At 73.5% G+C, this 23,199-nt stretch carries 19 protein-coding genes; 8 read left to right on the top strand and 11 right to left on the bottom strand.

The window, feature by feature from the left end; translation table 11 throughout:
* Positions 1 to 31: 31 nt before the first annotated feature.
* Complete coding sequence (locus ACFVNO_RS02225; RefSeq protein ID WP_355256296.1) at positions 32 to 1,414, bottom strand: NAD(P)H-quinone dehydrogenase; 1,383 nt, start codon at positions 1,412 to 1,414, stop codon at positions 32 to 34.
* Between the two features lie 222 nt (positions 1,415 to 1,636).
* Here ACFVNO_RS02225 and ACFVNO_RS02220 point away from each other — a divergent pair, with 222 nt between their 5' ends.
* Positions 1,637 to 2,461 carry a purine-nucleoside phosphorylase gene (locus tag ACFVNO_RS02220; protein ID WP_378888553.1) on the top strand — a complete coding sequence of 275 codons (825 nt, stop codon included), beginning with the start codon at positions 1,637 to 1,639 and terminating at the stop codon, positions 2,459 to 2,461.
* A 525-nt stretch (positions 2,462 to 2,986) separates the two neighbouring features.
* Here the strand turns inward: ACFVNO_RS02220 and ACFVNO_RS02215 are convergent.
* The 5 genes from ACFVNO_RS02215 to ACFVNO_RS02195 all read right to left on the bottom strand — a co-directional run bounded on the left by ACFVNO_RS02215 (position 2,987) and on the right by ACFVNO_RS02195 (position 8,585).
* Entirely contained in the window at positions 2,987 to 3,628 is a 642-nt protein-coding gene (locus tag ACFVNO_RS02215; protein WP_355256293.1) for a PH domain-containing protein, read from the bottom strand.
* Complete coding sequence (locus ACFVNO_RS02210) at positions 3,625 to 4,725, bottom strand: adenosine deaminase (protein ID WP_378888550.1); 1,101 nt, start codon at positions 4,723 to 4,725, stop codon at positions 3,625 to 3,627. The genes ACFVNO_RS02215 and ACFVNO_RS02210 overlap by 4 nt, the downstream gene beginning before the upstream one ends.
* Before the next feature lie 110 nt (positions 4,726 to 4,835).
* Positions 4,836 to 6,074 (bottom strand): M20 family metallopeptidase, encoded by a 1,239-nt coding sequence (locus ACFVNO_RS02205; RefSeq protein ID WP_355256287.1) that lies wholly within the window; start codon positions 6,072 to 6,074, stop codon positions 4,836 to 4,838.
* A gap of 32 nt (positions 6,075 to 6,106) precedes the next feature.
* Positions 6,107 to 7,279, bottom strand: a complete 1,173-nt coding sequence (locus ACFVNO_RS02200; protein ID WP_355256284.1) for a glutamate--cysteine ligase — start codon at positions 7,277 to 7,279, stop codon at positions 6,107 to 6,109.
* 160 nt (positions 7,280 to 7,439) lie between these two features.
* Positions 7,440 to 8,585, bottom strand: a complete 1,146-nt coding sequence (locus ACFVNO_RS02195) for a YhjD/YihY/BrkB family envelope integrity protein (RefSeq protein WP_355256281.1) — start codon at positions 8,583 to 8,585, stop codon at positions 7,440 to 7,442.
* Positions 8,586 to 8,687: 102 nt separating this feature from the next.
* On the opposite strand from ACFVNO_RS02195, the gene ACFVNO_RS02190 reads away from it, so the two are divergent.
* Both ACFVNO_RS02190 and ACFVNO_RS02185 read left to right on the top strand, forming a co-directional pair.
* The gene (locus tag ACFVNO_RS02190) at positions 8,688 to 9,812 is read left to right on the top strand and encodes a galactokinase family protein (RefSeq protein ID WP_355257079.1); all 1,125 of its coding nucleotides are present in this window, start codon (positions 8,688 to 8,690) and stop codon (positions 9,810 to 9,812) included.
* A 177-nt stretch (positions 9,813 to 9,989) separates the two neighbouring features.
* Positions 9,990 to 11,270, top strand: coding sequence for an LCP family protein (locus ACFVNO_RS02185; RefSeq protein ID WP_355256278.1), 1,281 nt, complete (start codon positions 9,990 to 9,992; stop codon positions 11,268 to 11,270).
* A 544-nt stretch (positions 11,271 to 11,814) separates the two neighbouring features.
* On the opposite strand, the gene ACFVNO_RS02180 is transcribed toward ACFVNO_RS02185, so the two are convergent.
* Complete coding sequence (locus tag ACFVNO_RS02180; protein ID WP_355256275.1) at positions 11,815 to 13,032, bottom strand: NADP-dependent isocitrate dehydrogenase; 1,218 nt, start codon at positions 13,030 to 13,032, stop codon at positions 11,815 to 11,817.
* A 181-nt stretch (positions 13,033 to 13,213) separates the two neighbouring features.
* Positions 13,214 to 13,660: a DUF3017 domain-containing protein gene (locus tag ACFVNO_RS02175; RefSeq protein WP_370634659.1), complete on the bottom strand. Its 447-nt coding sequence runs from the start codon at positions 13,658 to 13,660 to the stop codon at positions 13,214 to 13,216.
* Positions 13,661 to 14,017: 357 nt separating this feature from the next.
* On the opposite strand from ACFVNO_RS02175, the gene ACFVNO_RS02170 reads away from it, so the two are divergent.
* The gene (locus ACFVNO_RS02170) at positions 14,018 to 14,626 is read left to right on the top strand and encodes an FHA domain-containing protein (protein WP_220564885.1); all 609 of its coding nucleotides are present in this window, start codon (positions 14,018 to 14,020) and stop codon (positions 14,624 to 14,626) included.
* Positions 14,627 to 14,833: 207 nt separating this feature from the next.
* Here ACFVNO_RS02170 and ACFVNO_RS02165 read toward each other — a convergent pair whose 3' ends face one another.
* From ACFVNO_RS02165 to purN, 3 genes are read right to left on the bottom strand one after another with little or no spacing between them, the layout of a single operon-like run.
* Positions 14,834 to 15,691 carry a bifunctional methylenetetrahydrofolate dehydrogenase/methenyltetrahydrofolate cyclohydrolase gene (locus ACFVNO_RS02165; RefSeq protein ID WP_220564884.1) on the bottom strand — a complete coding sequence of 286 codons (858 nt, stop codon included), beginning with the start codon at positions 15,689 to 15,691 and terminating at the stop codon, positions 14,834 to 14,836.
* Between the two features lie 11 nt (positions 15,692 to 15,702).
* Positions 15,703 to 17,268 (bottom strand): bifunctional phosphoribosylaminoimidazolecarboxamide formyltransferase/IMP cyclohydrolase, encoded by a 1,566-nt coding sequence (gene purH / locus ACFVNO_RS02160; RefSeq protein ID WP_355256268.1) that lies wholly within the window; start codon positions 17,266 to 17,268, stop codon positions 15,703 to 15,705.
* The gene (gene purN / locus ACFVNO_RS02155) at positions 17,265 to 17,909 is read right to left on the bottom strand and encodes a phosphoribosylglycinamide formyltransferase (protein WP_355256265.1); all 645 of its coding nucleotides are present in this window, start codon (positions 17,907 to 17,909) and stop codon (positions 17,265 to 17,267) included. The genes purH and purN overlap by 4 nt, the downstream gene beginning before the upstream one ends.
* A gap of 331 nt (positions 17,910 to 18,240) precedes the next feature.
* Between purN and ACFVNO_RS02150 the strand changes: the two genes are divergently transcribed.
* The 4 genes from ACFVNO_RS02150 (at position 18,241) to ACFVNO_RS02135 (ending at position 23,199) form a co-directional block, all read left to right on the top strand.
* A complete protein-coding gene (locus ACFVNO_RS02150; protein WP_220564881.1) occupies positions 18,241 to 18,633 on the top strand; it encodes a DUF4190 domain-containing protein in 393 nt (130 codons plus the stop codon).
* 201 nt (positions 18,634 to 18,834) lie between these two features.
* Complete coding sequence (locus ACFVNO_RS02145) at positions 18,835 to 20,586, top strand: chain length determinant family protein (protein ID WP_378888539.1); 1,752 nt, start codon at positions 18,835 to 18,837, stop codon at positions 20,584 to 20,586.
* Positions 20,586 to 21,992 (top strand): ligase, encoded by a 1,407-nt coding sequence (locus ACFVNO_RS02140; protein WP_378888536.1) that lies wholly within the window; start codon positions 20,586 to 20,588, stop codon positions 21,990 to 21,992. Before ACFVNO_RS02145 ends, ACFVNO_RS02140 begins: the two co-directional genes overlap by 1 nt.
* Positions 21,982 to 23,199, top strand: coding sequence for an aminoglycoside phosphotransferase (locus tag ACFVNO_RS02135; protein WP_355256256.1), 1,218 nt, complete (start codon positions 21,982 to 21,984; stop codon positions 23,197 to 23,199). Before ACFVNO_RS02140 ends, ACFVNO_RS02135 begins: the two co-directional genes overlap by 11 nt.

Genomic DNA, 23,199 nt, shown 5'->3' with positions numbered 1-23,199 from the left:
GGCCGCAGGGCTCGGGCCGTTGCTCTGGAGCCTACTCCGGTGAGGCCAGCATCAGGGAGCGGGCCGCCTCGGTGACGCTGCCCGACAGGGACGGGTACACCGCGAAGGTGTGCGCGAGGTCGTCCACGGTCAGCCTCTGCTGCACGGCCACCGACACGGCCAGGATCAGTTCGCTGGCGCGCGGCCCGACGATGACGCCGCCCAGCACGATGCCGGTGTGCTGGCGGCAGATGAGCTTGACGAAGCCGTCCTTGACCTCGTTCATCTTGGCGCGCGGGTTGGTGTTGAGCGGCAGCGTGACGGAGCGGCCGTCGATGCGGCCGCTGCGCACGTCGTCCTCGCTGGCGCCGACGGCGGCCAGCTCGGGGTGGGTGAACACGGTGGAGGCCACCGTGGACAGCTTCAGCGGGGCGACGGCCTCGCCCAGGGCGTGCCACATGGCGATGCGGCCCTGCATGGCGGCCACGGAGGCGAGCATGTTGACGCCGGTGCAGTCGCCGGCCGCGTACACGCCGGGGACGGTGGTGCGCGAGACCCGGTCGACCTCGACGAACCCGCCCTGGCCCAGGCGCACGCCGGCCTCCTCCAGGCCGAGCCCGTCGGTGTTGGGGATCATGCCGACGGTCATCAGGCAGTGGGAGCCCTCGACGGTGCGGCCGTCGGAGAGGGTGACCAGCACCCCGTCCTCCGTGCGCACCACCGACTCGGCGCGGGTGCGGTTGAGGACGGTCATGCCGCGGCGCAGGAAGACCTCCTCCAGCACGCGGGCGGCGTCGGGGTCCTGGGTGGGCATGACGTGCTCGCGGGAGGAGACCAGGGTCACGTTCGAGCCGAGGGACTGGTAGGCGCTGGCGAACTCGGCGCCGGTCACGCCGGAGCCGACGACGATGAGCTTCTCGGGCAGCTCGTGGAGGTCGTAGAGCTGGCGCCAGGTGAGGATGCGCTCGCCGTCGGGCCGGGCCGAGGGCAGCTCGCGCGGGTGGGCGCCGGTGGCGACGAGCACGACGTCGGCGCGGATGCGGGTGTCGCCGACGGCGACGATGCGCGGGTCGACCAGGCGCGCCTCGCCGCTGACGACCTCGATGCCCTCCTTGATCAGCCGGGCGCGGGTGTCGTCGGACTGGGCCTGGGCCAGGGCGAGGATCCGGTTGTTGACCGTGGGCATGTCGACGCGCACGGAGGACTTGCCGTCGAGCTGGTCGTCGACCTGGATGCCCAGGTTCTCGGACTCGCGCACGTAGGTGGTGCGGGTGGAGGTGGCGATCAGGCTCTTGGAGGGAACGCAGTCGGTGAGGACGCAGGCGCCGCCGATGCCGTCGCGGTCCACCACCGTCACGTCCGCGCCGAGCTGCGCGGCGACCAGTGCCGCCTCGTAGCCCCCGGGACCGCCCCCGATGATCACGACCTTCGTCACTCTGCTTCACTCCCTCTGCGGCCGGCCGTCGTCCCGCCCGTCCCGGTCGGGGGCGGTGGGCATGACGGGGCGGCATGTGGTTCTCTCGCCTTACCCCTATTGTCGGCCATACCGGCCGGCGGATTCCGCACCCGCCCCGGCCGGGGGTCGGGCATTCCCCTTACCGCCACCGTAGCGTTGCGTTCCGGAATCATCCGGCTACACGGCGGTAGCATCCGCTGTGTGAGTGAAACAGAGCAGCCGCCGACGACGACCGCCGAGGCCCGGGCACTGGCGGCCGACGCGGCGCACGAACTCCTGACCCGGGCCGGGGCCGACGGCTTCGACGCCCTGGTGGTGCTCGGTTCCGGGTGGACGGACGCGGTGGACACGCTCGGTTCGCCGGACATCGGGTTCGAGGCGCGGGAGCTGCCCGGTTTCCTGGCACCGGCCGGGGAGGGCCACGGCACCACCGTCCACAGCATGTGGGTCGGGGACAAACGAGTGGTGGTCTTCACAGGGCGCCTGCACCTGTACGAGGGCCACGACCCGATGCGGGTGGTGCACGCGGTGCGCACCGGCATCGCCGCCGGGGCGCGGCTGGCCGTGCTGACGGGCTCGGTGGGCTCCCTGCGGGTGGACATCGCGCCGGGGCAGCCGGTGGTGCTGAGCGACCACATCAACCTGACGGCGAGGTCCCCGCTGGTCGGCCCCACGTTCGTGGACCTGTCGTCGGTGTACAGCCCGCGGCTGCGCCGGCTCGTCCACGAGGTGGACGCCTCGCTCGCGGAGGGGGTGTACGCCGCCACACCGGGACCGCAGCTGCAGACCCCCACGGAGTCGAAGGTGCTGCGCCAGGCGGGGGCGGACGTGGTGGGGCGGTCGATCCCGCTGGAGGCCATCGCCGCCGTGGAGATGGGCGCCGAGGTGCTGGGGCTGTCGATCGTGAGCAACGACGCCCTGGGCGCGGTGCTGGAGCCGTTCGACGGGGAGCGGGCCCTGGAGATCGTCCGGCAGCGGGCGCGCCGCCTGGGCGAGCTGCTCAACCGGCTGCTGGTCCGGGCCTGAGGGCCCGGTCGGGGGAGAAGAGAGGGGACCCGGCGGTGCCGGGTCCCTCGGCGCTCCCCGGGCGCGCCGCGCGGGACCCCCGCAGGTCCTTCGATCGCGCGACGCGGCCCGGAGGCGTCGTCGCGGGGCCGCCTCCGAACGGACCCGTCCGGTACCGGCGTGGCGAGCGTACACCCCGAGGCCTTGGGGTGGACGGTACCGGCCGTGCTCCGTCCGGAGGCGTGTGCCCCGCTCCGGTGTCCCGCCCGTGCAGGATCCCCGCAGACCCCGTTGGACTCACGGGCCGTGGGACACCGTTTCCTCTTCCCGTTGTTCGTCGGAACAGCTCGTCAGAACAGCGTGGCGCCTCGGAGAAGGTCCGGGCGGGCGGCCATCCGCGCGAAGCCCTCCCGCCCGGAACACTCTCCATTAGGCATGCCTTACCTAACCAGAGCCGACCGGGTCCCGTCAACCCCGCGCACCGACGGAGAAAGGACCCGGCCCCCGCCCGGGCGGGGGCCGGGTCCGGATCCGGGAGAGGGGCGCTCAGGCCAGCAGGAGGGCCGCCGCGACCAGGACCGCGACGGCACCGGCGATGACCACCACCTCGACCGAGACCATCGTCTGGGGGCGGTCCTCGGCGCCCAGCGCGGCGGGCCCCGCCTCGTCGATGTCGCGGATCGGGCCGGCCAGCGGGCGCGCCTTGTGGCGCTCGGCGTCCTGGCGCAACTGGAGGGCGGCCCGGTCCATCGGGCGCATCCCCCGCGGGTCCTCCTCGTCGGGCCCGTCCATGAACCCGCCCTCGCGGCGCAGATTGTCGCGGACCCGGGCCCGCTTGGTCTCGCGCAGCGGCCAGGAGCGCACGACCCCGTCGGTGGTGTGCACCCGCAGCACGTCGACCACGTCCACCCACCGCACGGCCGCCCAGGGGACGAAGGTCTCGCGCAGCGGGTTGATCACCCGCAGGCCCCGCTCGGTGACCACGATGCGCGGGCGCAGCCACACGAGGTACACCAGCGCGACGCTGGCCACCAGGACGGCGCCGTACAGCCATATCTCCGGCCCCCGGCCGCGGAGGAACAGGTCGGCCAGCAGGAGCACGGCGACGACGATCCAGACCACGGCCAGGACCCGGGAGAAGAGGGAGTAGTGCACCGTCGGGCTGGCACCCGGCGCCGGTCCGCTCATCGGTCGGCCGCCCACTTCAGCTGCGCGAAGCCGGGCTTGATGACACCGTTGATGAGCGCCAGGCGCTCATCGAAGGGCAGGAACGCCGACTTCATGGCGTTGACCGTGAACCACTGGACGTCGTCCCAGCCGTACCCGAAGGCCTCGGAGAGCCGGGCGAACTCCTCCGACAGGCTGGTGCCGCTCTGCAGCCGGTTGTCGGTGTTGACCGTCACCCGGAAGCGCAGGTCGCGCAGCAGGCCGATGGGGTGTTCGGCGATGGAGGGGGCGGCCCCGGTCTGCACGTTGGAGCTGGGGCACATCTCCAGGGGCACGCGCTTGTCGCGCACGTACTGGGCCAGCCGGCCCAGGCGGGGCGCGCCGTTCTCGGTGACGGTGATGTCGTCGATGATGCGCACGCCGTGGCCGAGCCGGTCGCAGCCGCACCACTGGAGGGCCTCCCAGATCGACGGGAGCCCGAACGCCTCGCCCGCGTGGATCGTGAAGTGGAAGTTCTCCCGGCGCAGGTACTCGAAGGCGTCCAGGTGCCGGGTCGGCGGGTTGCCGGCCTCGGCCCCGGCGATGTCGAACCCGGCCACCCCGGCGTCGCGGTAGCGGACGGCCAGCTCGGCGATCTCCGAGGACCGCGCGGCGTGGCGCATGGCGGTGACCAGCTGCCCGGTGCGGATGCTCCGCCCGGCGTCGGCGGCGCGCTTCTCGCCCAGCTCCAGTCCCTCCTGGACGGCCTCGACGACCTCCTCCAGGGTGAGCCCGCGCCCCAGGTGCTGCTCGGGGGCGTAGCGCTGCTCGGCGTAGACCACGCCGTCGGCGGCCAGGTCCTCGGCCGCCTCGGCGGCGACCCGGACCAGGGCGTCGCGGGTCTGCATGACCGCGGTGGTGTGCGCGAACGTCTCCAGGTAGCGCTCCAGCGAACCGGAGTCGGAGGCCTCGCGGAACCAGTGCCCCAGCTCCACCGGGTCGTAGGTGGGCAGGTCCTTGTATCCGACCTCCCGGGCCAGCTCGACCACCGTGGCGGGCCGCAGCCCGCCGTCGAGGTGGTCGTGCAGGAGCACCTTGGGCGCCCGCCGGATCTGTTCGACTGTGAGTGGCTGGTTCATGTACTCAGAATGCCACCGGCGCCGCACCCGGCCCGACACCCCGGCGCGAAGTTACCGGGAACCCGGTAGATCCACGGCGTCCGCGCAGGTCGCGCCGGGGGTCGGGGGGCTCAGAAGGACACCGCCTCCTCGGCGGCCGGGACGCGGTCGCGGCCGTCCGCGGCCAGGGCGGTGAGGGCCGTGGTCACCAGGAACCGGGTGCCGACGCCGATGGCGCGCTCGTCCACGTCGAAAGTCCCGCGGTGCAGGTCCAGCATGGGCCCGTCCCAGTCCGGCGAGTGGGTGCCCAGCCGGGCCAGGGCGCCGGGGACGTTCTCCAGGTACCAGGCGAAGTCCTCCCCGCCCAGGCTCTGCGGGGTGGGCGAGGCCGCGTCCGGCCCCAGGGCCAGGGCGGTGGCCTCGCGCATGACGTCCACACTGGACGCCTCGTTGATGGTGGGCGGGACGCCGCGTTTGTAGGTGACCTCGGCGTCGGCCCCGTAGGCGGCGGCCACCGACTCCACCAGGCCCTTGACGATGTCGGGCGCCGCGTGCCACGCCTCGTCGTCCAGGCAGCGCACGGTCCCCTCGGCGACCGCGTCGTCGGGGATGACGTTGGGCGCCGACCCGGCGCTGATGCGGCCCCACACCAGGCTGAACCCGGCGCGCGGGTCGATGCGGCGGGAGAGCGCGGCGGGCAGCTCGGTGACGACCTTGCCCATCGCGTACACCAGGTCCGCGGTCAGGTGGGGGCGCGCGGTGTGCCCGCCCGGCCCGGACAGCCGGACCGTCAGCTGGTCGCAGGCGGCGGTGATGCCGCCGGTGCGCAGGCCCACCCGGCCGACCATCAGCCGGGGGTCGCAGTGCAGCGCGAAGATCCGGTCGACGCCCTCCAGGGCCCCGGCGTTGATCACCTCGACGGCGCCGCCGGGCAGCTCCTCGGCCGGCTGGAAGACCAGCCGGACCCGGCCGGGCAGGGCGCCCGCCCGGTCCTGCTGGGCCAGGAAGACCCCGGTGGCCAGCAGGACCGTGGTGTGGACGTCGTGGCCGCAGGCGTGCGCGGCCCCCGGGACGGTGGAGCGGTAGGGGACGTCCTTCTCGTCGGTGAGGGGCAGGGCGTCGATGTCCGCCCGCAGGGCGACGGTGGGCCCGGGGCCCGAGCCGATGTCGCAGACCAGCCCGGTACCGCCGGGGAGCACCCGGGGGTGCAGCCCGACCCCGCGCAGGTGCTCGACGATCCGCCCCGTGGTGCGATGCTCGGCGAAGGCGAGTTCGGGGTGCATGTGCAGGTCACGGCGGAAGCCGATGAAGTCCCGCTCGCGGCGCGCCAGAAAAGCGGTCAACTGTTCCGGCAGGTCTCGTCCCTGCATACGAGGGCCCTCTCTACGCTTTCGCCCATGTCTTACCGAGCGCCGGCGCCGTCGCCGGCACCGACCCCTGCACGGGTGGGTCCGTCGTCGAGCTCGGCCGCGAGCATGTCGACGACGTCGTCGAGGGTGCCGCCCTCGGCGATGACCGCGCGCTGACGCTCGTAGGAGGCGCCCTTGTCCAGGATCTCGGAGATCAGGTCCAGGTCCTCGGCGCAGCCCAGCCGGGTCGCGACCGGCCTCAGTTCGCGGACCAGCTCGTAGAGGTCGTCACGGATCGGGACGGTGGTCCCTCGGCCGTCCGTGATGACGCGAGCGTCGAGCCCGTAGCGGGTGGCCCGCCACTTGTTGTCCCTCACCAGCCAGGACGGCGGGCTGGGCAGCCGATACCCGCGGTCGAGCTGGTGGTCGAACAACTCCACCAGGCTCTGGGAGAGCGCGGCGGCCATTCCCACCTCGCGCAGGGTGGGGATCCCGTCGAACATCCGGATCTCGATGGTCCCGAAATCCGGGTGCGGACGAATGTCCCACCACACTTCTTTGATGGATGCGATGGTACCCGCCCTGAGAAGCGTTTCGAGGTATTCCTCGAAAGCCGACCAGTTCGGGAGGTTCGGCGGCGGACCGGAAGTGGGCAGCGCGCCGAAGATCACGGAGCGGGCGGAGGCCAGACCGGTATCGTGACCCGCCCAGAATGGACTGGAGGCGCTCAAAGCGAGAAAATGCGGGAGATACCTCGCGAGCGCGTTCACGATGGGAATGGCCTTGTCCTGGTGGCGCACGCCCACGTGCACGTGGACGCCGCAGGTGAGGATGCGCCGGGCGACCCACTGCATCTGCTCGACGAGTTCCCGGTACCGGGTGCCGGGGCTGAAGTCCTGGTCCCGCCAGTCGTCGATGGGGTGGGTGCCGGAACAGGTGAGCGTGGTGCCCCAGGGGGCGAGCACCTGCCGCATGCGGGAGACGTTGCGGGCCAGGTCGTCCTTGGCCTGCTCGACCGTCTCGCAGATCCCGGTGACGACCTCCACCTGGGACTGCATCAGCTCGTGGCGCAGTGGGGGGACCGCCGCCGCGGAACTGAGTTCGGGGAGTTCGGAGAGGAGCTTCTGCGCCTCCTGCCGCAGGTGCCGGTTGCGGCGGTCGACGAGCTGGAGTTCCCACTCCACGCCGATCGTCGCGCGTTCGGACGACTTGAATGCGGTTCCCATCTGCCCTCCGAGGGGGGTGTCTGCCGAACTTTTCGTTCGGCGAACCGGTCGTGCCCCGGCGGGGCTCTCGGCCGGGACAGGGGAGGACTACCCCCTCGGAACCTGGAACATACGGGCACGGGGAACCTTCAGCGTCATTTTCCGCTAACAGAGTGTCACACTAGGCAACAGGACGTTTCCGCCGCCGCAACAGCCACGCCGTGAGCCCTCCCGCGCCCAGCGCCCCCGCCGCCGAGAGCCCCGCCGCGAGGCCGCGCCGCACCCGCCTGCGCTCGGCCGCCTCGACCGGGTCCACCCGCACGACGGGGGCGGGCCGGGTCCAGTCGATGCCGTTCTCCTCCGGCAGCGGCAGCGAACCCGTGTAGGGCGGCGGCACCGAAAGCCGGGTCGCCGTCCACGCGGCGCTGAACATGACCAGGCGCATCACCAGGTTGATCCAGACCAGGAGGCCCACCAGCACCGCGAACGACGCGTACAGCGGGTTGCTCAGCGTCCCGGTCAGCAGCAGCGCCGCCGCGGCCTTGAGGACCTCGAACCCCACCGCGCCCAGCAGGGCGCCCCGCCACATCGTGCGGGCGGGCCGCCCGCTGCCGGACAGCAGCGCGAACACCAGCATGAAGATGAGCGCGTTCGCGCCGATGGCGATCGCCAGGGCCAGCAGCCGCAGCGCGATGTTCGCCACGATCGACCCGTCCAGGCCGACCAGGGACAGCAGCCACCTGGTGGCGGCCTGGGCGACACCGGTGACGGAGACCGACAGCAGCAGGGCCAGGCCCAGGCCGATCATCACCAGCAGGTCCGTGCCCTTGGCGAGGAAGGGGTTGGGGCCCTCCTTGGGGTTCTTCAGCCAGATCGAGTGCAGGGCCTCGCGCAGCGCCGATACCGAGTTCAGGCCCGCGTACAGCAGGCCCACCAGGCCGAACAGGCCGGCGCCCACCCGGGCGTCGGCGATCTGGTCGATGGGCAGCTGCTCCGAGAGGCCGGGCAGCACGTCGTCCAGCGCCCGGTCCAGCTGGCCGCCCAGCTCGATCTGGAGCGTGGCCAGCACGAACCCGACCGCGGCGAACGCCAGCGCGAGCAGCGGGAAGAACGACAGGAACGCGAAGTAGGTGACCGCGCCGGCCAGCTGGTTCCCGTTGCGGTCGGCGTAGCGCTCGTAGGCCCGCACCAGGTGGTCCACGCCCGGACGGCGCCGGCGCAGCGCCCAGTAGGCGTCCATGGACGTGTTCCGGTAGTGCCGGACCGTCTCCCTGGCCCTGTCCAGCACCGAGGCCACCGCGCCCTCCCCCACCTCGTCGAACCGCAACGCTAACGGCCTACCCGCTCTGTCTCGAAGGTCCCACACCGGATACTCCCGGACTTGGGCAGACTTGGAGGGACAGAGGTCGACCGGGGGAAGGGTGACGACGTGGGGGGCGCGGGGGCGCGGTGGAGGGCCGCGCTGGGAATGCGGTCGGCGGGGCCGCGGGGGGAATGGCCGACGGAGGCGCCCGACGCCGACGGGCTGGCCAAGGGCTTCGACGCCCTGTTCGGGGAGCCGCCCGCGGGGGTGTGGCACGCCCCCGGCCGGGTCGCGCTGCTGGGCGAGCACACCGCCCCCTCGGGCGGGGTGGGGCTGTACGCGGCGCTGCCCTGGGGGGTGACGGCCGCCGTGGGGGCCGTGCCCGGCGACCCCAGGGTGCGGACCGCGGCGCTCAGCGGGCCGCTGCGGGCCCGCGGCGCGGAGGGCGCGGCGGTGGCCCGGGCCGTGGCCGCGGCGCGCCGCACGGGGCTGCTGGAGGCCGGGACGGGACTGCGCGTGATGCTCGGCTCCGACCTGCCCGGCGACGCCTCCCTGGGGTACTCCGGGGCGGTGGGGGCGGCGGTGGCGCTGGCCCTGGCCGACCTGGCCGGGGGCCCGCCCCCGGAGGGCGGCACCGTGGACCAGCGGGTGTCCCTGGCAGCCCGGCCCGGCTGCGCCGTCCGGGTCAACCTGCGCACCCTCGGCACCACCGTGCTGCCCTTCGACCCGGCCGCCGAGGACCTGTGCCTGCTGGTGGTGGACACCGGTGCGCTGCCCCGCCGCGACCCCCGGCCCGGGCACGCCGCCGACCTGGAGCGCGCCGGGAAGGTCCTGGGCCCGCTGCGGTCCGTCCGCGACCTGCCCGCCGCGCTGTCCCGGCTGCCCTCCCCCGCCCAGCGCCGCCGGGTGGAGTACGCGGTGACCGAGGTGCACCGCCTGAACGCGGTGGTGGGCCTGCTGCGCGCCGAGCGGTTCGGGGAGGTCGGCGTGATCCTCACGGCCTCGCACCTGTCGCTGCGCCGGGCCGGGCTCCCGGTGCCCGAGGTGGAGCTGGCGGTGGAGACCGCCGGCCGGGCGGGCGCGCGCGGGGTGAGGATGAGCGGCTGGGCGGGCACCGCCCTGGCGCTGGCCGCCGACGACCGGGTGGCGGGCATCGGCGCCGCCCTGGAGGAGGCCTTCATCGGCCGGGGCCTGGTGCCGCCGCGGGTGCGCTCGGCGCTCCCGGCCGCCGGGGCGCACCGGCTGCGCTGACCGGGGGCGCTCCCGGGGGCGGCCCGCGGCCGCCTCCGCACCCCGGGGACGCCTCCGGAATATCCCCCGGTTCCGGATCAGGGTCGGTTCATCGAACCCCGCTACCCTTTCTGCGATCCCACACAGTGGAGGCCGTGACCACGGACCTTCTGCGTCGCGGAGGAGATAGGCGGTTCGATGGCAGACCGACGGCACCGGGAAGGCTCCGACCCGACCGGTGAGCACGACAGACCGGGTGTCTTCCGGCGCAAGGGCGCCGGGGACGGGGACGGGGCCGACGCGTTCGAGAAGCTGTACCGGGGCCGGGAATCGGAGCAGCGGGTCGTCGGCGAGACCCGGCGGATGCCCGCGGCCGGGGACGTCCCCCCGCTGCGGCCCGAGCGCCCGCAGCGCCGCACCCACCACGCCGGGCGCGAGTACGACGGCACCGGCCGCACCCGGCGGCGCCGCCAGAGGACGGCCCGCAAGGCCCGCAACGTGACCGTGGTGACCCTGGTGGTGCTGCTGGCCGCGGTGCTGGTGCTGCCCACCTGGTTCTACCTGTGGTCCAACGCGCGCCTGCAGCGGGTCGACGCCCTCCAGGACTACGAGGGCCGCCCCGAGCGCCAGGACGGCGACGTGTACATGATCGTCGGCTCCGACAGCCGCGACGGGCTGGACGACGACCAGATCCGGGAGCTGTCCACCGGCCGGGCCGAGGGCCGCCGCACGGACACGATCATGCTGCTGTACATCCCCGACACCGATGACGCCGAGCCCACCATCATCAGCGTCCCCCGCGACTCCTACGTGCAGCTGGCCATCCCCGGCTACGCCCCCAACAAGATCAACACCGCCTTCGCCGACGCCGTCTGCGGCACCGACGAGGAGGGCGAGGAGGTCTGCGGCGGCCCGGCGCCGCTGGTGCGGACCTTCGAGCAGGCCTCGGGCGTGCGGGTGGACCACTACGTGGAGATCGGCATGGGCGGGTTCGTCGGCCTGGTCGACGCCGTCGGCGGCGTGGAGCTGTGCCCCGAGGAGCCGATGGAGGACCCCAAGGCGGGCCTGGACATCGAGGCGGGCTGCCAGACGATGGACGGCGGCACCGCACTCGGGTACGTGCGCACCCGCGCCACCGCGCGGGCCGACCTGGACCGGATCGCCCGCCAGCGGGAGTTCTTCTCCGCCCTGGTACAGGAGGCCAGCGCTCCGGGGACGCTGTTCAACCCCTTCAAGTCGGTGCCGCTGGTGCTGGAGGGCACGGACATGTTCGTGGTCGACGAGGGCGACCGGCTGCGCCACCTGGCGACGATGCTGCTGGCCATGCGGGGCGGCACGCAGACGACCGCGATCCCGGTGGGCGCCACCCCGACGCTGCCCGACGTGGGCTCGGTGGTCCAGTGGGACGAGGCCCGCTCCCAGGAGATGTTCACGGCGATGCAGCAGGGCGAGCCGATCCCCGAGAGCGTCCTGGACTGACCCCCGGGCCCCCTCGGACGTCCCCCTGTCCCCTTCCCCCGCTCCCCCGGAGACCCGGCCCCCGGGGTCTCGGCCCCGCGGCGGTCGGGGCGGGAAAGGCGAAGGGCCCGGTGCCGAAGCACCGGGCCCTTCTTCGTGACGTTCCGTACTGTGCGCGCCTACCCCCCAGCGGGCGCACGGCCGGCACGTCGGCTCGTGGGGCCTGAGCGGCGAAACCCGCTCTGGCCTGCCGGTTCTCACCGGCGTGACTCCACTGTAAGTCAAAGTTCGCACAAGGTGCGAATCGAGTTCACGTGTCCTATGTCGCACTGGCTCCGTGACCCGACGCAGTCATCATCCCACCCCGACGGCGCCGATGTCCGCAGAATCGGGGAAACACGCCGGGGAATTTCATCGAGAGTGCCGAAGCGGTGACACAAAGCGTCCGGCCGCCCCCTCGCGGGGACGGCCGGACGTGGCGGAGATCACCGGGGGCGTCGGCTCAAGACGTCCCGGTGCGGGCGCCCGGGCCCGGGGCAGGGGGCCGGAGCGGGCGCCGCGCTCCTCAGGCCAGGCGCTTGGACAGGTTCTCGTCCAGGGCGGCGAGGAACTGCTCGGTGGTCAGCCACTCCTGGTCGGCGCCGACCAGGATCGCGAGGTCCTTGGTCATCTGGCCGCCCTCGACGGTCTTGATGACGACGTCCTCGAGGGTGGTGGCGAACTCCAGCAGCTTGGGGGTGTTGTCCAGCTTGGCCCGGTGCTCCAGACCGCGGGTCCACGCGAAGATGGAGGCGATCGGGTTGGTGGAGGTGGGCTTGCCCTGCTGGTGCTGCCGGTAGTGGCGGGTGACGGTGCCGTGCGCCGCCTCGGCCTCGACGGTCCGGCCGTCGGCGGTGCGCAGCACGGAGGTCATCAGGCCCAGGGAGCCGAAGCCCTGCGCGACGGTGTCGGACTGGACGTCGCCGTCGTAGTTCTTGCAGGCCCAGACGTAGCCGCCCTCCCACTTGAGCGCGGAGGCGACCATGTCGTCGATGAGGCGGTGCTCGTAGGTGAGGCCGGCCTTGTCGAACTGCTCCTTGAACTCGGTCTCGTAGATCTCCTGGAACACGTCCTTGAACATGCCGTCGTAGGCCTTGAGGATCGTGTTCTTGGTGGACATGTAGACCGGGTAGTTCCGGTCCAGGCCGTAGTTGAGGCTGGCCCGCGCGAAGTCCTCGATGGACTTGCGGAAGTTGTACATGCCCATGGCCACGCCGCCGGCCTCGGGGAAGTTGGCGACCTCGAACTCGACCGGCTCGCTGCCGTCGGCCGGGGTGTAGGTCATGGTGACGGTGCCGGGGCCGGGGACCTTGAAGTCGGTGGCCTTGTACTGGTCGCCGTGGGCGTGGCGGCCGATGATGATCGGCTTGGTCCAGCCCGGGACCAGGCGCGGCACGTTCTCGCAGATGATCGGCTCGCGGAAGACGACGCCGCCGAGGATGTTGCGGATGGTGCCGTTGGGCGACCGCCACATCTTCTTCAGGCCGAACTCCTCCACCCGGGCCTCGTCCGGGGTGATGGTGGCGCACTTGACGCCGACGCCGTGCTCCTTGATGGCGTTGGCGGCGTCGACGGTGATCTGGTCATCGGTGCGGTCGCGCTCCTCGATGCCCAGGTCGTAGTACTTCAGGTCGATGTCGAGGTACGGGAGGATCAGGCGGTCCTTGATGAAGGACCAGATGATCCGGGTCATCTCGTCGCCATCGAGCTCGACTACGGGGTTCTCGACCTTGATCTTGGCCATGGCTGTGTGGCTGTCCCTTCAATCTTCGCCACCACCTCGTGCGGCGGTGGACGGCGCCCGGCTCGTGGCCGGACACCGGCTTCCGCGCGCGGCGATCCCCTGATCCCGCCCGGTCCGTGCTCTCCGGGGAGGGGGTGGCTCGTCGGTGTCGCGGTATCTCGATATCAAGCTTATTAGACGCCTACGATGACAGTTGCGGCGCCACCCACGCGAGCACGATGAGCAGCACCGCCATGGTGGCCAACGTGACGAGATCGACCCAGCGGCGGCGTACGGCGAGCATGCCGATCCACTCGGCGGGCAGGAAGGCCCGGAAGGCGGCGGCCAGCAGCAGGGCGCCCGCGATGACCGCCGGCCCCCGTTTGAAGTAGGCGGCCGCCACGATCACGACGCCCGCGGCCAGCGCGGACAGCACGAGGACGTAGGGCACCTGGACGAGCCAGGTCGGGGCCGTGCGCTCCTCCGGTGCGGGCGTCCCCTCGTCCGTGTCCGACAACTCCGCCAGCTCCACCCTGTTCACCGCGCTCCGCATCGCCTGGTCCACGATCTCCCACCCGGAACTGGCACAGACCGGCCACGCGACGACGCGCGGGTGTCCGAAACGGAGCACTCCGACGGAACGGCTCATGTTCCAGGTGGCTCCGGTCACCGACCGTGCTTTCGGACCGGGAGAGTCAGGGCCATTGTAATGATCCGCGTCGCCACCGCCTCAGGGCTCACGGAAACGGTCCGGTACCCGTCGGGGAGCCGCGGAGTCCGTTTCCCGCTTCCGGTTCGGCCACATGGCCGTATTTCCGCGCCTTATCCGCCTAACTCCGGAGTAAGCGCGTAGAACGCTCGGCACCCGGGTAACCAACCTGGAGACGAGTGCACCGGTGAGCGAGGTCCCACCCCCATGAAGCCCACCCCACGAACCACGGCCCCTCGGCCCCACCGTCGTCCGCACACCCACCGGCAGCGTTATCAGAGCCCGGGAGGAGCCACCGTGGACGGGCCCTATCTCCGGGTCGAAGAGTCCGGGGAGATCTGTGAACTCGCGGGCGAGGTCACCACGGTCGGCCGCGGCGAGGGCGCCGACATCCGCCTCGACGACCCCAGCGTCTCCCTCCTGCACGCCGAGCTGGTCCGCCGCGGCCCCTACGTGTACGTGGTGGACATGGGCCTGTCCCGCAACGGCACCCGGGTCAACGGCCGGCCCATCGCCCGCCGTGTCCTGGAGGAGGGCGACGTGGTGAGTTTCGGCACTGCCCGCTGCCGGGTCGGCGGCCTGCCCCAGGAGCAGATCAGCCCGGACGTGGAGCTGCGCCGCAGCACCTCCCCCGAGCTCACCCGCCGGGAGCTGGACGTGCTGACTGCGCTGTGCCAGCCCGCGCTCTCGGAGGAGGCGTTCGTCGCCCCGGCGACCGCCCGCGACATCGCCGAGGTGCTGGTGGTGACGGAGGCGGCGGTCAAGCAGCACCTGCTGAGGCTGTACCAGAAGTTCCGCATCCCCGAGGGCCAGAACCGGCGCACCCGGCTGGCCAACGAGGTGGTCGCCCTGGGCCTGGTGCGCCCGCTCCCGACCGGCCACCGCCCCCAGCGCGCCGCGGGCTAGGTGTACCGATCCGAGAGGTCGGTGACACCGACCCCGCCTGACACGAACCGGGAGGGCCTCCGGTATCGGTGTGGATCGCGACGTCCCACCGGCCACCGGGAGGCCCTCACGCTTCCCGCGCTCCCGGCCTCTCGGATCAGTACGGCCGGGCACGGCGCGGGGCGGCGACCCGGAGGGGTCGCCGCCCCGCGCGTCCGGCTCGCGCGGCTACAGCGCCGCGGCCTGGCGCTCGGCGGCCTCGACCACGTTGACCAGCAGCATCGCGCGGGTCATCGGGCCCACCCCGCCGGGGTTGGGCGAGATGTGCCCGGCGACCTCGGCCACGTCCGGGACCACGTCGCCGACCAGGCCGTTCTCGGTGCGCGAGACACCGACGTCCAGCACGGCCGCGCCGGGGCGCACCATGTCCTTGGTGATGAGCCCGGGCACCCCGGCGCCGGCGACGATGATGTCGGCACGGCGGGTGTGCTCGGCGAGGTCGCGGGTGCCGGTGTGGCACAGGGTGACGGTCGCGTTCTCCGACCGGCGGGTCAGCAGCAGCCCCAGCGGGCGGCCCACGGTGACCCCGCGGCCGACCACGACCACCTCGGCGCCCTTGAGCGGGACGTCGTAGCGGTTGAGCAGCTCGACGATGCCGCGCGGGGTGCAGGGCAGCGGCGCCTCCTGCATCAGCACCAGTCGGCCCAGGTTGGAGGGCTGGAGCCCGTCGGCGTCCTTGGCCGGGTCGATCAGGCCCAGCACCCGGTTCTCGTCCAGGCCGCGCGGCAGCGGCAGCTGCACGATGTAGCCGGTGCAGGCCGGGTCCTCGTTGAGTTCGCGGACGGCCTGCTCCACCTCCTCCTGGGTGGCGCTCTCGGGCAGGTCGCGGCGGATGCTCGCGATGCCCACCTGCGCGCAGTCGCGGTGCTTGCCGCGCACGTAGGAGTGGCTGCCCGGGTCGTCGCCGACCAGGACGGTGCCCAGCCCGGGGGTGATGCCCCGGGCGTGCAGGCGCGCCACCCGCTCGGTGAGGTCCTCGCGGATGGACTTGGCGACGGCCTTGCCGTCCAGAACGATCGCGCTCATGCCTGGGTCTCCTAGTGGAAGAAGTGCCGGGTGCCGGTCAGGTACATGGTGACCCCGGCCGCCTTGGCCGCCGCGACGACCTCCTCGTCGCGGACCGAGCCGCCGGGCTGCACGACCGCGCGCACCCCGGCCCCGGTGAGGATCTCCAGGCCGTCGGGGAAGGGGAAGAACGCGTCGCTGGCCGCGACCGACCCCGCCACCCGGTCCCCGGCCCGGGACACCGCCAGGCGCGCGGAGTCGACCCGGTTGACCTGGCCCATGCCGACGCCGACGGTGGCTCCGTCGGTGGCGAGCAGGATGGCGTTGGACTTGACCGCGCGCACCGCGCGCCAGGCGAAGACCAGGTCGGCCAGGGTCGCCTCGTCGGCGGGGTCGCCGGTGGCCAGGGTCCAGTTCGCCGGGTCGTCCCCCGGGGCGTCGATGCGGTCGACCGACTGGGCGAGCAGGCCGCCGCTGATCTGCCGGGTCTCCACCGCGGGGCCGACGGCCGCCCCCACCTTGAGCAGGCGGATGTTCTTCTTGCGGGTGAGGATGTCCAGGGCGGCGGGCTCGAACCCGGGGGCCGCCACGACCTCGGTGAAGATCTCCGAGATCTGCGCGGCCAGCTCCTCGCCCACCGGGCGGTTGGTGGCGATGACCCCGCCGAACGCCGACACCGGGTCGGCGGCGTGCGCCTTGCGGTGGGCCTCGGCGTTGTCGGCGCCCACGGCGATGCCGCACGGGTTGGCGTGCTTGATGATGGCGACGCAGGGGTCGTCGAAGTCGTGGGCGGCGCGCACGGCGGCGTCGGTGTCCACGTAGTTGTTGAAGGACATGGCCTTGCCGTGCAGCTGCTCGGCGCCGGCCAGGCCGTGCGCGGGCACGCCCGCCGGGACGTACAGTGCGGCGTCCTGGTGCGGGTTCTCGCCGTAGCGCAGGACGGCCTTGCGGGTGTGGACGGCGGCCCGGAAGTCCGGCCAGGAGGTCTGGGCGGCCTCGGCGTCGGGGGCGTAGGTGTCGGAGAACCACCCGGCGACGGCCGCGTCGTAGGCGGCGGTGTGCTGGAACGCCAGCCCGGCCAGGCGCTTGCGCTGCTCCAGGGTGAACCCGCCGCCGCGTGCCGCCTCCAGGACGGAGCCGTAGGACGCGGGGTCGACGACGACCGCGACGCTGGAGTGGTTCTTGGCGGAGGCGCGCACCATCGCGGGGCCGCCGATGTCGATCTGCTCGACGCACTCCGCCTCGGAGGCGCCCGAGGCGACGGTCTCGCGGAACGGGTACAGGTTGACCACGACCAGGTCGAAGGGGGCGATGCCCAGCTCCTGGATCTGGGACACGTGGTCGGGGTTGTTCTGGTCGGCGAGGAGTCCGGCGTGCACGGACGGGTGGAGGGTCTTGACGCGGCCGCCCATGATCTCGGGGAAGCCGGTGACGTCCTCGACCCGGGTGACCGGGACGCCCGCGTCGCGCAGCCGCGCCGCGGTGGAGCCGGTGGAGACGATCTCCACCCCGGCCGCGGCCAGGCCCGCGCCCAGCCCCTCCAGGCCGGTCTTGTCGTACACGCTGATCAACGCACGCCGGATGGCCTGCTGGGTCACCGGTCCTCCTTCGGTTCGGTCGCCTCCGCGACGCTCTGCTCGGTGCGGTCGGCCCGGCCGAACCGCACCTTCCTGCCGTCGATGGTCCAGCCCTCGCGGGACAGGCGGCCGACCGTATCGACCAGCATGCGCCGCTCCACGGCCTTGATGCGCTCGTGGAGGCCGGACTCGTCATCGTCGTCCTCGACGGGGACCGCCACCTGGTCGATGATCGGCCCGGAGTCGACGCCCTCGTCGAGGAAGTGGATGGTGGTGCCGGTGACTCGGACACCGTGGGCGAGCGCGTCACGCACCGCGTGAGCGCCGGGGAAGGAGGGGAGGAGCGCCGGGTGGATGTTCACGGCGGTGTAGCGGCCGACGACCTCGGGCCCGAGGATGCGCATGAATCCGGCGGAGACGACCAGGTCGGGGGCGTGCTCCCCGATGCGTTCGGCGAGGTCGGCGTTCCAGCGGGCGCGGTCGGTGTAGTCGCGGAAGGGGACGGTGAACACGGGCACGCCGGCCTCGCGGGCCAGTGCGATGCCCCGGGTCCCCTCGCGGTCGGCCCCGACGGCGACGATCTCGGCCCCGTAGGCCGGGTCCTTCGCCGCGTCCAGGAGGGCGGCCATGTTGCTGCCCGTGCCCGATATGAGTACCACCACTCGCGCGGACAATGCTTCTCCCATGTACTAGAGAACGGTGCGGGAGTCCTCTCCCGTACTCCGGGGGCACCGGGGGACGGCGCAGCATCCGGAAAACGCGTACGCCCGGTACAGATCCCGGGCCTGGGCCGTGCGAGGGCCCGTCCGCAGGACCACCCTATCGGGCCGGGTAGCGTCGGACCCACGAGAGGTGACCTTGGGGGCGGCGTGTGACGCGGACCTCCGACCGGCCCCGACCGGTCCGGAAGTCGTCGGCGGCCGGTAGCCTCCGCTTCAAGGCGCAGTGTGACGCGGGCCCCCGCCGGGGGTGCCGCTCGAATGGAGTGGAACCTTGACCGACAATCGCCCGGAGCCGCGTTCCGAGGACGACCGCCCCCGCGTCGAGCGCGGCGGGCTGTGGGGCCTGTTCTTCGGGGTGGCCGGGTTGTTCCTGCCGCCCTACGGCGGGGTGCTGTCCGCGTTCGGCCTGGTCCAGGGCATCCAGGCGCGGCGGGCCGCCCGGCGCAACAGCTCCGAGGCCCCGATGGCGCTGGCGAGCGTGGCGGTGGGCGTGGCGGGGATCGTGGTGTCCGTCGCGATGATCGCGGTCTCGGTGGTCTTCAACGAGCAGCTGATCCAGTACCGGGACTGCTCGGCACGGGCGCACACGGTGTCCACCCAGAAGGCGTGCGAGGAGGAGTGGATCTCCGGCACCGAGCTGCCCTCGTGGGTGACCGGCGCCTGAGCGCGGCATAGCGGTACGGCGGTACCGAACGTCCCTGAGGGGGCGGTGGGCAGGGGCCCGCCGCCCCCTCCGGCGTTCTTTCCGGTCGCTTTTCCCTGGGGAAACGGACCTTTCCCCAACCTGCGCGCACGACCCAAGGGATTACACTTAGTATCCAATCGTTCACTAAAAGTGCTGTCAGGTAGACACGGAAAGGTCTCGATGGACACCGTCGTCCCCGGATCCCCCGGACCGGAACTCAAGGAGTACACCGCCCTGCTCCGCCGCCGCTGGCGGATGGTGGCCGCCGGGGTGGCGGGCGGTGCGGCCCTGGCGCTGGCCGGCGTGCTCGCGGTCCCCGCCTCCTACACCTCCACGGCCGCCGTCCAGGTGCTGCCGACCGGGATGGCGGAGTTCACCGGGGAGAAGTCCGGCCGCCTGGCGGGCGATGTGAACCTCGACACGGAGGCGCAGGTCCTGCGCTCGGAGGAGGTGTCCGCCGCGGCCGCCGCGCTGGTCGCCGAGGCCACCGGCTCCCCCGCCACCGCCGACGGCCTGCGCGAGAACGTCGACGTCACCGTCCCCCCCAACAGCAACGTGCTGGAGATCCACTACACCGCTGGCTCCCCCGAGGCCGCCCGCGCCGGTGCCGCCGCCTACTCCGAGGCCTACCTCGACCGGCGGGCGGAGCGGGTGGACGGCCTCATCGGCGCCCACCTGGAGGCGCTGGGCGGCGAGCGCGAACGCCTGGAGGAGGAGCTGGACCGGGTGATCGGGGCGTCGGGGGCCGCCGACCCCCGCGCCGAGGCGGTGCGCCAGGACATCACCTCCGTGAGCGGCAGCGTCGCCCCGCTGGCCGCGCTGCGCGAGACCGTCGAGCCCGGGCGGACCATCATCCCGGCGGACCTGCCCGAGCGCGCCTCCTCCCCCAACCCCCCGCTGTGGCTGGCCGCGGGCACCGCCCTGGGCCTGCTGGCCGGGCTGGGCGCCGCCGTGCTCCGCGACCGCACCGACCGCCGCCTGCACGACGTCGAGGAGACCGAGCGCCTGGGCGGCCTGCCGGTCCTGCTCGACCTGTCCGCGTGCCGCCCCGAGCGGGGCGGGCGCACCCCCGGGCTACTGGGCGAGGACCGCGCCGGGGGCCAGCGGGTCCAGTCGCTGGTCCACCTGATCCGCGCCCGCTCCGCCGGGGACGCCGGCCGGACCCCGCCCGCCGGGGACGGCCCGGCCGCGGGTGAGGAGGGCCCGCGCGCGGGCCGCGTGCTCGTGGTCGCCGCCACCACGCCCGGCCGGGCCGGCACCGCCGCGGCCGTGAACGTCGCGGCGGCCCTGGCCCGGACGGGCTCGGAGACGCTGCTGGTGTGCGCCGACCCGCGGTCGGACACCGTGGGCGAGCTGCTCGGCCTGCCCGAGGGCCCCGGTCTGGCCGAGGCGCTGGTGGACGGCGAGGACCCGGCCGGGCTGGAGGTGCGCCCCGAGGCCGCGCCGCGGCTGCGGGTGCTGCGGCACGGGCGGCCGGGGGCGGCCGCGCCGGTGCAGGACACCGCGATGGCGGACCTGCTGGGGCTGCTGCGGGAGCAGGCCGAGCACGTGGTGGTCGCGGTCCCGCCGCCGAGCGAGCGCGCCGACGTCCACGCCGTGGCCGGGGCCGCCGACCTCCTGCTGCCCGTCGTCGAGCTGGACCGCACCCCGCGCGCCGAGCTGGCCGAGCTGACGGCCGCCGCCGAACGCTTCTCCGTGGACGCCCCGGGCGTGATCGTGCTGCCCCGCCAGCCGCTGCCGGGCCCGCCGCCCGAGGCGGCCCCCGCGGCCGGGGCCCCGGCCGCCGGCCGGGACGGCACCGAACGGTCCGCGTCCGGGATCGTCCGGGTGAGCGAGACCCCCTCGGCCCCCGACCCCGAGGCTCCGGAGGAGGAGCCCGAGGACGAGGAGACCGTGGTCGTGCCCGCCGACTCCGCCGGGGCCCGGCGCTGATGGCCCGCGTCCACCCGGCGGCCGGACCCCGCACGGTCGTGCCCGCCCCCCTCGCCCGGGGGCCGCGGGCCGTGACCGGGCGCCCGCTGCTGTGGCTGCTGGCCGGGTACCCGCTGTGGTGGGCCCTGGGCCTGGGCCAGTTCGCCTACTGGGTGTTCGCCGTCCCGATGGCCCTGGAACTGGTGCGCCGCCACCGGACCGTCGGCCTGCGCGTCCCCCCGGCGTTCTGGCTGTGGGCGCTGTTCCTGGTGTGGTCGGTGCTGGGCCTGGCCCTGGTGCCGCTGGACATGCCGGGCGCGGTCCCGGGCAGCGGCGGCTACGGCGGGGCCGTGCTGCGGGTGGCCAACTACGCGGTGCTGACGGTGCTGCTGCTGTACGTCGGCAACCTCACCGAGCGCGAGCTGCCCACCCGCGCGGTGGTGGCGGCGCTCGGCGCGCTGGGCCTGGCCACGATCGCGGGCGGGTACCTGGGGATGCTGGCGCCCCGGTTCGAGTTCACCGCCCCGCTGGAGTTCCTGCTGCCCGGCGGGCTGGCCTCCGACCCCTTCATGCGGACCCTGATCCACCCGGCGTCCGCCCAGGTCATGGACATCTTCGGCTACGACTCGGCGCGCCCCAAGGCGCCGTGGGAGTACACCAACGTGTGGGGGTACATGATCTCCCTGCTGCTGGTGTGGTCCGCGGTGCTCCTGATCGACCGCCGGAGCACACCGCTGTGGGTGCGCTGGACGCTGCCCGCGGCCGTGGTGCTCTCGGTGGTGCCGATCGTGTACTCGCTCAACCGGGCGCTGTGGGCGGGGCTGGCGCTGTCGCTGCTCTACGCCGGGTTCGTCGCGCTGCGCCGGGGCCGGGTGCTGCCGGTGGCGGCCTGCGCGCTGGTGGCGGTGCTGGCCCTGGGGGTGCTGGCGCTGTCGCCCCTGGCCGACGTGGTGCGGGCGCGGGCCGACGCCCCGCACAGCGACGACGGCCGGGCCGCGACGAACGCGGCCTCGGTGGCCGCGGCCGACCTGTCCCCCGTGCTGGGCTGGGGCACCACCCGGGAGACCCTGGGCAGCTCCGACTCCATCGCGATCGGCCCCTCGCCCGACTGCCCCGGCTGCGGGCAGCACGTGATCGGCAACGCGGGCCAGCTGTGGATGACGCTGATCGCGAGCGGCTGGGTGGGCACGGCCCTGTTCCTCGGCTTCTTCGCGGCGGTGGCCTGGCGGTACCGGTCCGCGGTGACGGTCGCGGGCCAGGCCGCCCTGCTCACCGTGCTGCTGCTGTTCTGGTACATGTTCTTCTACGTCGCGCTCATGTCTCCGCTGGCCGTGACCATGGTGGCCGTCGCCCTGCTGTGGCGGGACGAGGAGCCCCTGCTCCGCCGCGGGACCGCGCGCACGGGCGGGGGTCCCGATGAACGGTGAGACGACCTATCTGACCGACCTCGCGGCCGTGCTGTGGCCGTGCGGCGGGCTGCTCGGCCACGGCGACGGCACCGCGCGCGGCCGGGGCCGCGGCAACCAGTACCTGCCGGTGCCCAACGCCTACGACCCGCGGGTGATCCTGCCCGCCCACAACCGGTCGGCGGCCACCCGGGGCATCGCGTCCTTCTCGCAGGGGCACTCCCTGCGGGAGCGGCTGCGCCGGCTGGTACTGACCGGCGCGTTCGCCACCGGGGTCGCCCCGCTGCTGCTGCGCGACCGCCTGTACGTGGGCGCCGGGCCGGGCATCGAGCACGCGCTGGCCGCCGCGCTGGACCGCGAGCTGGCCATCGCCATCCACGTGGGGCCGCCGCGGGCCAACCGCAAGCCCGTACTGCTGCTGCTCACCCCGGGCGGGCGCACCATCGGCTACGCGAAGGTCGCCGTCAACGACCTGACCGGACGGCTGGTGGTCGCCGAGGCGCGGGCGCTGCGCCTGCTCGCCGACTCCCGGCTGCGCGACGTCACCGTGCCCCGCCTGATGTACCAGGGCGAGTGGAACGGCCGCCCGCTGCTGGTGCAGGAGGCCCTGCCGGTCGGCGACCAGACCGACCGGCCCACCCGCCGCCAGCTCCTGCGCTGCGTCACCCAGATCACCTCGCTGGTGGAGGTGCGGCGGCGGCGCCTGTCGGAGAGCGCCTACCGGCGCTCCCTGGAGGAGCGGATCGCCGCCCTGGGCGCCCGCCCGGAGGCGGGGCCGCTGATGTCGGCGCTGTACGGCCTGCCCGACGTGGTGCTGCCCTTCGGGGCCTGGCACGGCGACCTGACCCGGTGGAACATCGCCGGGACCGCGCGGCGGTCGTTCGTGTGGGACTGGGAACGGCTGTCGCTGGACGCGCCCGCCGGGTTCGACGCCCTGCACTACGACCTGAACGAGTGCGTGCAGGCCGGGGTGCACCCCGGCGTGCACCGGTGGCTGGAGAGCGGGGCCCGGCTGCTGCGCGACCCCCTGATGACCGAGCTCGGACTGGCCCCGCACACCGTGTCCACGGTGATGTCCCTGTACCTGATCGACCTGGCCACCCGCTACCTGCACGACCGCCAGGACGAGACCGGCGTCCACCTGGCCGCGGTGGACGACTGGCTGCTGCCCGCCCTGGAGGGACTCCAGGAGCGGGCGGCGCACGAGGCCGCCCGGGCGGGGGGCTGA

It is taken from the genome of Nocardiopsis sp. NPDC057823 (assembly GCF_042797335.1).
GTDB classification, from domain to species: Bacteria; Actinomycetota; Actinomycetes; order Streptosporangiales; family Streptosporangiaceae; genus Nocardiopsis; species Nocardiopsis changdeensis.
The sequence above is the reverse complement of the archived record's forward strand: the minus strand, read 5'-3'. Positions and strand labels throughout refer to the sequence as shown.